This is a genomic window from Paenibacillus sp. sgz302191 (assembly GCF_057749925.1).
Map to the genome: position 1 here is coordinate 141857 of NZ_JBYLHY010000021.1, position 9388 is coordinate 151244.

General features: G+C 50.1%; 10 protein-coding genes and 1 riboswitch. Of the genes, 1 reads left to right on the forward strand and 9 read right to left on the reverse strand.

What is annotated here, in order from left to right:
• Positions 1–2: 2 nt before the first annotated feature.
• The 9 genes from AC3G2T_RS25800 to AC3G2T_RS25840 all read right to left on the reverse strand — a co-directional run bounded on the left by AC3G2T_RS25800 (position 3) and on the right by AC3G2T_RS25840 (position 8206).
• Positions 3–845, reverse strand: a complete 843-nt coding sequence (locus AC3G2T_RS25800; RefSeq protein WP_474683105.1) for an STM4015 family protein — start codon at positions 843–845, stop codon at positions 3–5.
• 54 nt (positions 846–899) lie between these two features.
• A complete protein-coding gene (locus tag AC3G2T_RS25805) occupies positions 900–1430 on the reverse strand; it encodes a GNAT family N-acetyltransferase (protein ID WP_474683106.1) in 531 nt (176 codons plus the stop codon).
• Positions 1431–1446: 16 nt separating this feature from the next.
• Positions 1447–2229, reverse strand: coding sequence for an ABC transporter ATP-binding protein (locus AC3G2T_RS25810; RefSeq protein WP_488437374.1), 783 nt, complete (start codon positions 2227–2229; stop codon positions 1447–1449).
• The gene (locus tag AC3G2T_RS25815) at positions 2226–2945 is read right to left on the reverse strand and encodes an ATP-binding cassette domain-containing protein (protein ID WP_474683108.1); all 720 of its coding nucleotides are present in this window, start codon (positions 2943–2945) and stop codon (positions 2226–2228) included. Before AC3G2T_RS25815 ends, AC3G2T_RS25810 begins: the two co-directional genes overlap by 4 nt.
• On the reverse strand, positions 2942–3751 hold the full coding sequence (locus AC3G2T_RS25820) for an ABC transporter permease (RefSeq protein WP_474683109.1): 810 nt from the start codon (positions 3749–3751) through the stop codon (positions 2942–2944). Before AC3G2T_RS25820 ends, AC3G2T_RS25815 begins: the two co-directional genes overlap by 4 nt.
• A gap of 17 nt (positions 3752–3768) precedes the next feature.
• The gene (nikB, locus tag AC3G2T_RS25825) at positions 3769–4698 is read right to left on the reverse strand and encodes a nickel ABC transporter permease (protein ID WP_474683110.1); all 930 of its coding nucleotides are present in this window, start codon (positions 4696–4698) and stop codon (positions 3769–3771) included.
• A gap of 15 nt (positions 4699–4713) precedes the next feature.
• Positions 4714–6270 (reverse strand): ABC transporter substrate-binding protein, encoded by a 1557-nt coding sequence (locus tag AC3G2T_RS25830; protein ID WP_488437375.1) that lies wholly within the window; start codon positions 6268–6270, stop codon positions 4714–4716.
• Positions 6271–6457: 187 nt separating this feature from the next.
• Positions 6458–6672: riboswitch (cobalamin riboswitch) on the reverse strand.
• A gap of 74 nt (positions 6673–6746) precedes the next feature.
• Positions 6747–7142, reverse strand: coding sequence for a DoxX family protein (locus AC3G2T_RS25835; protein ID WP_474683112.1), 396 nt, complete (start codon positions 7140–7142; stop codon positions 6747–6749).
• Positions 7143–7264: 122 nt separating this feature from the next.
• Positions 7265–8206: a DUF4261 domain-containing protein gene (locus AC3G2T_RS25840; RefSeq protein ID WP_474683113.1), complete on the reverse strand. Its 942-nt coding sequence runs from the start codon at positions 8204–8206 to the stop codon at positions 7265–7267.
• A gap of 268 nt (positions 8207–8474) precedes the next feature.
• On the opposite strand from AC3G2T_RS25840, the gene AC3G2T_RS25845 reads away from it, so the two are divergent.
• On the forward strand, positions 8475–8930 hold the full coding sequence (locus AC3G2T_RS25845) for an SRPBCC family protein (protein WP_474683114.1): 456 nt from the start codon (positions 8475–8477) through the stop codon (positions 8928–8930).
• The last annotated feature ends 458 nt before the right edge of the window (positions 8931–9388 follow it).

Below are 9388 nucleotides of genomic sequence, written 5' to 3' on the forward strand. Positions count from 1 at the left end.
GGCTATTCCGTTAAGGACGGATAACGGTAATCGTCATCAGACGCATCCTGGACGTCGCTAATATCGACATTCAATCCGGATTGCTTCCAGCGCTCCATCATTTCTTCGGACATATAATGGTAGCTTAAATCAAGAAATTGCAGCTTTTTCACCCGCTCGCTGTTCAGCAGTGCCTCCGCCCCGGCATCCGACAGCGTTCCCTGCGATAAATCCAGCGTGTGCAATTGGTCTAGAATCGGAGACTCGGCGAGTGCGATCGCAATCTCATCCTGAATTTCGCTGTCTTTTAAGCCTAAATAAGTCAGTTCAGGGAATTTGCCCGGCTGAGCCACCTGCAGTACATCCTCCAGGTTCCCGTCGAATCCGTACCCTTCCACGCCGAGATACAGCTCCAGCTTTTTCAGCTGAGGAAAATGGCCCCCCGCGATGCTGTCAAGCACATTTTTGCCGAGGCCGCCGCAAATAATGACCAGTTCTTCCAGCTTCTCGTGGCTGGCCGGGGTCAGCTCCAGCTCCGTACTTCCTTTAATGATCAGCGAGCGAAGCTCCGGATAAGCGGTTAACAGCGGCGCCACATTGGATTGCCTGATCCAGGACACTTCGCATTCGTCAAACTCCATATCGCCGATAAACAGCTTGCGCAGCTTCGGAAAGCTGTCCTTTAACCGGACAAGCGTCTCCACGACAGAAGCGGAATCGTTCTCGTAAGAGCCGCCCCAATCGCCGATAATTAAGCTTTCCAGCTCTTTGCTTTGCGGGCCCTCCGCCAATTGTTCAATCAATTGCGTTATTTTCACGCCATCTTCATAATCGTCATAGCCAATAACCAGCTTAGTTTCGGACATATGTATTCCTCTCCATTCGAATGAAATCGATATGTTTGATTGTATAATGACGAATCAAATCGCGCAATCGTTCAAACCTTTGTCCATATGCACCGTTTCATAGGAATCAAATGACTCCAGACGCAGCACAAATCCCTGCTTCTCCCAAAAACGCACCGCCCCAGGCAAAAAACGATGCGTGTGCAGGTACATGGTCTCATACCCTTTGACGCGGGCGAGCTGGAGCACTTCCCTTACTAATTCGGAGCCCAGCCCTTGGTGTCTCAGCTCCGGTTTCACGTAGCATTTCACCAATTCCGCCGTCTTCCGGGATGAATAACGGCCTTTCATGTCTTGAATGCGATCGTCATAACGCAAAAATGCCGCTGTTGCGGCAATCGCACCGTCTTTATCGAAAGCCGCGAGAAATGCAGCCTTCTCCGACCGGTCATATACGTTTTGAAAATCCGCCAAATCGGACGGCAGCGTATAGGGATCCAGCATGGGAAAAACTTCTCTGCGGATCCTCATAGCGAAATCCACCGCCGCAGCCGCCTCCTCCAATTCGATTTCCCTGATTTCGTAATCTTTTAACAGCAAGTTCATTCGGCTCCCCTCCGGTTCATGCAAATATCGATTGGAACAACAAACGTGTATAAGGATGTTTAAAATGCGAGTCGTCCCAATCCGTGAATGTCTCCACAATTTCTCCCTGATACATGACAGCAACCCGGTCGCAGAATGATCGGGCGGAAATAAGATCATGCGTAATAAACAAATAAGATAATTGTGATTGCTTTTGCACGCGTTTTAACATTTGCAGCATGGAAGTTTGCGACGACGGGTCCAGGCTTGCGACGGATTCGTCAAAAATGATCGTTTCGGGCCGTACGGCCAACGCTCTGGCGATACAAACGCGCTGCTTCTGTCCGCCGCTTAATTGATGCGGATGCTTGGATAAATACGAGTCATCGAGATCGACGAGCTTTAATAGGTCTGAGCACCGCTCTTGAACATTTGCTTTTTCTTCCGGAAAATAATTGCAGATCGGTTCTTCCAAAATTTCACTCACCGTCATGCCCGGATGCAAAGAGGAAGACGAATCCTGCAGCACCAGTTGAATACGCCTGTAAATATCGAGATCGTTCGTCCGTTTGCCGGAAATCGGCTGCCCGTCAAGCAGGATTTGCCCCGAAGATACCGGCTCCAGCCGCATGATCAATTTGGCGAGCGTGCTTTTGCCGCTGCCGCTTTCCCCGATTAAACCTAGGCATTCTTCCTTATGCAAAATCAAGTCAACCTGCTTCACCGCCTGGACGCCGGTTGTCTGTGCCTTAAAGCGCGATCGATGCCTTGTTCTAATCGGATATGACTTTGTCACCTGCCGCAATTCCAGCTTGATCATTGAAGGATTCCTTCCGGTTTCATTTGGATAACGCGATCTGAAATCCGCCTCACGCTTTGCCTGTCATGCGAAATCAGCAGGATGGTCAGCGCGTAATCGTCTCTCAACTGTTTGAACAAGGTCAACACCTTGTCCCTGTTGATCGCATCAAGGGCCGTTGTCGGTTCGTCGGCAATCAATAGTTTAGGCCTCAAACTTAACATCATGGCCACCAGCACCCTTTGACACATCCCCCCGCTCAATTCAAAAGGATAGGCGGATAAAATATGCTTCGGGTCCGAAAAGCCGACTTGGCTCAGAAGCTCGCACAGGTAAGGTTCGATATCTTTTTTTAAGTACGTTTTCCTGTGCCGCAAAGTTTCCGTCATCTGTTTTTTTACCGTCAGGATCGGATTCAGCCCGTTCAACGAGTGTTGGATCAGCAGGGCAATTTCTTCCCGGCGGAGCTTTTGCCATCCTCGGTCATCGTTGCCGGCGATATTTTGACCGTTATACATCATCTGGCCCCTCGTTACTTTCAATTCCGGTTCCAACAACCCGACGATCGCGTGTGCAGTTAAACTTTTGCCGCACCCGCTCGGCCCTGTAAGCGCGACAATTTCACCCGGATATAATTGAAACGATACTTCCCGGACAAGCGGTTTTGGCGGATCGGATGCCATTTGTGAAATCGTTAACTTCTCGACACTTAACAAAGATTTCCGGTTCGCTGTCACGCTGCACCTCTTTCGGAACGGTCTCCCATAAGCTGGCAAGCCCATACAAACAGCATAATCGCCAGCCCCGGAAACAGCATGACATGTGGAGCCAATTGGAAATATGCCGTCGCATCGTGCAGCATGACTCCCCATTCGGGTGTCGGCGGCTGCGCGCCGAGACCGAGAAACGAAAGACCGGCAATCATGAGTACGACCCTCCCCATATCCCATGCGCCGAATGCGGCGAGCGGGGAAACGATTTTCGGAAAAATATAGCGCCTCATAATGCGAAAGTGCGAATTGCCCGACAGACGCGCATACAAAATATAATCTTCGCGGCAAGCTTTTTGAACGAGGGTGCGAATAAAACGAACATAGGTTGCCCAGCGAACCATAATGATAGCTGCAACCATATTCGTCAGACTCGGGCCTAGAATGCCGACGGCCGCAACCGTGATCACCATGTCGGGAATGGCAAGCATGCCATCAATCGCACGCATCAAAATGCGGTCCGTTAGACCGCGCAAATACCCGATGAAAAGACCGATAGGCAAGCTGATGCATACCGTAAACACCATAATCATACACGCAACCGTTACAGTCGTTCGTATGCCGTACATCGTTCGCGACAATACGCAGCGTCCCAAATGATCGGTACCGAAAGGGTATTCCAGGCTGGGGACGGCCAGCCGGTTCAATAGATCAATTTGCAGCGGATCGTGAGGAGCGAGCCAGGGCGCGGCCACCCCGATGATGACGATAACCGTCAACAACCCAATTCCGGTTAGTAGACTCCCGTTGAAAGTGAACCGTGTTGTATTCAATCCGTGTTTCCCCTCTCCTATTGGGCCGACAGCCGCGGGTCCAGAGAAACTTGTACAGCCTCCACCAGCAAATGAATCGACACGATCAGGAAAGTCGCGAAGATCACATACCCCTGAATGACCGGATAGTCTCTAAATGCAATCGCGTCAATCAAATATTTGCCCAAACCCGGCCAGGCAAATATCGTTTCGACAATGACATTGCCGCCCAGCATAAACGCAAAATTCGTACCCATGATCGTCAAAAGAGGCAGCACTGCATGTTTAAGCACATGAAATATAAAAATACGGCTTCTGGACAGCCCTCTCGCTTTGGCAGCTTTAATAAATGGCATATCGTGCAATTTCAACATATTCGCGCGCAAAACCCGTGCATACATAGTACCTAGCCCAAGACCGAGCGTAACTGCGGGTAAAACCAGATTGGACGCGCCGCTGCGGCCCATGGAGGGAAACCAGCCGAGCCGGACGGAGAACAAATAGATCAAAAGAAAGCCGAGCAAAAACGAAGGAAGAACAGACCCCGCAAGCGCCAAAAACCTGCCGGTTCGATCCAGCCATCCGTTGGAAAAAATAGCTGTCGTAATTCCCAAGCCAAAAGTAAGGAATACCATGATGGCAAATCCGGCTGCAGCCAATTCTAAAGTTGCGGGCAACCTTTTGACGAGTTCGTCCAGTACCGGTTCTTTGGAAACGTAAGATTGACCCCACTGCCATGTGAAAACGTCGCGCAGCCAATGGATGTACTGCATCCATAGCGAATCCGTGAGCCCCAGCTGCCGGCGCAATGACGCCAACGCTTCCGGGGAAGCGGGCACATCGTGCGCCTTCAGCAGGATGGCAGCCGGGTCTCCGGGAGATACCCGCATCAAAATGAAAGTCAAAGTAGAAACCATAAATATAACGATGACGAGTTGGGCCACACGTTCCAACCAAAAGCGAATCATTGAATGCTTCACCTGTTATTCCGTCATATCGACTTTAGAATGAATGTAATAGTACTCGATCGGATGAGGAGTAAATCCTTGCACGTCTTTTTTAGCGCCAAATACATTATTGGGATGAACGATAAACGACTGCGGCAGATCGGTGTTCACAATTTCCTGGGCTTGTACGGCCAATTGATTTCTTTGGGCCGGATCCGACGCCAAAAGAAGTTGATCCAGAATCTGTTCCAACGGCTGCGACACGTACCGGCTGACGTTGGACTCGCTATTCGACCGGTAGAACGTGTTCAAAAAATATTGCGGTTCGCCTGTATGCGCCGTTAACATGCTGTACATCGATAAATCCCAATCATCCTTCAGCAAAGCGTCATCGATATTTTCCACTTTGCGAATGTTGATCTTAATGCCTTCTTTTAATAACTGGCTTTGGATGACCTCGGCCATGACGGACAGCTCCGGCCGCTGCGGGAAAGTTAACAGTGTCGCCTCGAACGGTATCCCCTGTTTTTCCCAAATCCCTTGCGCATTTTTCTGCCAGCCGCCCTGTGTCAGCAATTGCCCGACAGTGAGGTTTTGCGCCGCACGTTCTACTTTACCAAACGGAAGTACGCTTGGAAATGGGCCTTTTGCTGCAGTGCCGTAACCCTTCATAACGGTACCTGCAATAGCCTCCCGCGGAATCGATTGATCTACCGCCCTCCGGTTAGCCGCATCCTGGAACAAGGGGGATTTCATATTAAAAAGCATCATGTGTGTCCGAAGCGACGGGGCCGACAGCACCTTGGTCTTGTTGTCCTTTTCCAACAAGGCCGCACTGTCGATCGGAATATCGGTCGCGACATCCGCTTGACCCGACTGCAGCGCCATCAAACGGGCATTGCCATCCGTTACGAATTTCATCGTGACTTCGGACAGTAAGGCCGGTTCTCCCCAATAATTCGGATATCTCTCGACGACAAGCGAATCGTCTTTGTTAAACTGTTTGATTTTAAACGCCCCTGTCATGGCGGGGTAACCGCTTTTCGCATCCATCGACGCCGTATCCAAGATAATCGTGGACGGATCTGCCAAATTAGATACCAATGCGGCATTCGGCTTGTCCGTTACGATTTTCAATTCATGCGGCGCGACGACCTCCACGGATTTCAGCTGCAGCAAATCTTTGGCTAAATGGCTCTTCTCAGTCGAGCGCTGCAGCGAGCTTTTGACACTTTCCGCATCCATCGCCTTTCCGCTATGAAAAGTGGCGTTTTCCTGCAGTTTAAACACCCATGTCGTCGGATCTTCCTGCTTCCACTCTTTGGCCAGCCAAGGAGCGGGCTCCAACTTTTCGTTGAGACGAACCAGTGTTTCACCGGCGCCGGAACGCATAACGTCCCAACTGTCCGCTCCGTGGGGGTCTACGCCGGAAGGCTTCCACGTGTAAGCTACGGTCAGCTTTTTGGCTGCGGACGATTGCTTGGTGTCCGTTCCGCTCGTTTTGTCCTGCGTAGAACATCCCGCCAGCGAAAGCACAACCGCTGCAATCACTCCCCATTTAATCAGCGAAAATCTGTTTTCCATTGTTCTCATCTTGCATCCCCCTTTTAGTAAAAAACAAAAAAAGCACACCCGACCCAAGACAAGCAGTCGGAAATGCTTTTTATACGCGTACATGGCTAGACAACGGCTAAAACCGCTTCAGCATGAAGGGGTTCATGGACTTAGACATTTTACAAATGAGCACATCCAACCACCTCCCTAATATCCCGTAGATCTAACAGTGATGTTGAAACAGGCAGGTCTCCTGACTAAGAGTATGACTTCCGGACCTTCCCGGGTTTATGGCCCAGTGGCTTTTCCGAAAGAAATCAGCCGGCATGGCTGAACCTCATGTACAGTGGCGGGTCCGTGCCGGAATGTAACCGGACTTCCCTTTTAAGCGATTAAAGCTTAGATACAAACTTTAACTACACCTATTTCCAAAATATGAAGTTGTGAGAAACTCTCTTAATATTAGTTATGAAACCCGAAAATGTCAATGTACGAAAGTTCGCACGCTTAACCGATCATTTGCTGCGAAATGGAATGAGTTTGCGCACGCGCTCGTCTCTCAGCCAAACTCCACCCCAAGCCAGGACAGCAAAATATACCGGAAATAAAATATGCGTAAAAAGCGGCGCGTCCATTCGAATATGCGTGGCAACCACCCCGCCAAAATAAGCGGTCAGCAGCAGCGCACCCAGAAAAGATGTACGAGGAACGGCGTACAGAATGGTAGAAATCAGCCCGAGTATGCCAATTACGGCGATATGGTGCTCGGCATAGCCGAGAGCAACTGTGCCTTCTACAACGGGTACGGGTTGAATGAACTTAAAAATGCTATCGAACAGCATAAACAAAATAACCAGCCAGCTCATGATTCGTGCCGTCCAGAGCCTGCCCCTTGATATTTCGGTTCTCATGATTTCCTCACCCTTCTTAGCAAAGTCATGCACTCATATTATCATAAACACAGGGGCAAGATTTCTTCTTAATTGCTATATTCTAAAAAATTCCTCTCCCGCATTGGCAGGAAAACGGTCGGTCATTCCGGCATTGCCGGGCGTTCCCTGCCGTCCATCGGATACCATCGGATTACTTCGCGCGGCGGTCCAGCCAATCCTTCCTCCGCCAAAACGCCCTGCCAACGGACCCCGCCCGGCCCGTCTGTCGTATCGCCATTTTTAATAACGGGGCCGCTCTCGTATACATAATTCGATATGTTTCTTAGAAAGTTGGCGACTTCGGCAGGGTCGTAAACATGACGATGAAAAATCGCCTCATGATCGGTCACATCCAATTGAAGCATGCCGACCGAATCCATCAATAGCCAGTTTTCATCGCTGGGAATGTTAAACATCCTGACATTGGACCACAGTTCCAGCGGAGGCAGCGCCGTCTGTTCATAGCGTTCATACAGTTCATGAAACATCTCTGTAGAAGCGAGGCACTCCCCGCTCGGGTTGAAATAGCAAAGCGCTTCGGGCAGTTGAAGCAGAACACCAGCGATGTCGGTCACGGCCAAAAGCTCAGGAAGCGATTCATAATCCTCAGGCAAAAGCGGCGCTTGATCGTCCATTTGACCAAACGTATACGTGGAACGGATGCGGATGAACGCCTCGTGATCGGCGCAAGCCTGCCGTCCTTCGGGATATCCCCACGCCTGCTGCGCCGCGCGCTCCAAATTGTTCGGGAACGTATAAGGCCCGAAAAAGCCCATTGACCAGGCCCCGAATATCATGGCCTCCTCCGACGGGTCGCCCATGTCGTCCGGCCAGGGCCTGTCGACGACGTCAACCTGAATATACCCGTTGACTTCCGGACGGTATGGAACAAGCAGGCTGGGGCCGCCGAACACCCACTCTTCATAGGTTTCCTTTATACTTACAATTTCGAACCGCCGATTAAGCATCTCTTCTATTTTGCGGATCGAAACGGCCTCCGACAAGAGCACCATAACTCCCTGTGAAAAAAATCCTTTAGGCATATATCGCACCTCTATCCTCTCATTCTTCTTTCCATATATCGGCAAATTATACTGCGTTCTGGATAGGTCTAAAGCCTCGTTCTGCCGCCTTGACATGCACCCAAAAGGCTGCATATAATAGTTGCCGTTGAATGGCAAGGACGAAATAAACTGCATGATTTGAACGCCGCCCCTATCGGGGAAATTTACGATCGCTGGATTGGAAAGTATGAGCGGCAGCGGATCGATGCTTTGCGCGAACTTAAAGAAAAACTGGAGGAGAATAAAAATGACTGATACGACCTTTGTTTATGTTACTTACATCGCCACGACACCGGAAAAACTGTGGGAAGCTCTGACAAGCGGCGATTTTACCAAAAAGTATTTCTTTGGAAGCGATGTTCAGTCCGATTGGCAGGAAGGCTCAAGCATCACCTATTCCCGTAACGGAGAAGTCTCCGATCACGGAATTATCCTGAAGTGCGAACCGCATCGATTGCTTTCCTTTACGTGGAATTACGTGAATGATCCAATCGTCCGCGAGCAGCCGTCACGGGTCACTTTTGAGCTGAGACCGATGAAAGAAGCTGTAAAATTAACGCTTAAGCACGAAAACCTGCTGCCCGCCGACTTGCTGGATAAAGAGGATACGTTCGAAGGATTGAACAACGGATGGCCGGCCGTCCTAAGCAACTTGAAAAGTTTGCTCGAAACGGGAAAAACGCTGTCCCCCATTTCCATCTAACCCTGAATCGAATAGGGATGTCACTCGTTGAATAGGCTTCCTTTCCGGTTGGCGGCTTAGCCGTTCCCAGCCTCGCTTGGCAATCGCGACACTCTGTGAGGGTTAGGGGAACGAGTGTGACTAATTTGGGGGACAGCCGCTTTTTCTGAGCGCGTGCCTCACCCGGTGCAGGTCGTGGAATTGCACGAATGGGCAGAAATCAGCTTGCTAGGGAGAAAACCTGCGAAAGTGCAGGTTTTTTTCTCGAAATTGGCTTATTTTGGTGAAAAGCCTGCAAAAGTGCAGGAATTTTCGCTGAAAGTGAACCTGAGCCCATGTCCCCGCTGAAAAGCCTGCACTTTATACGAAAATAAAAAGTAACTCTAGCCTCGTATGATGGCAGAACGCGTTTGAAAACGGCTGGGTTTGGACATACTTATCTCTAAAAAAGCAAAAAAAAAGCCCACTGCCCGAATTTT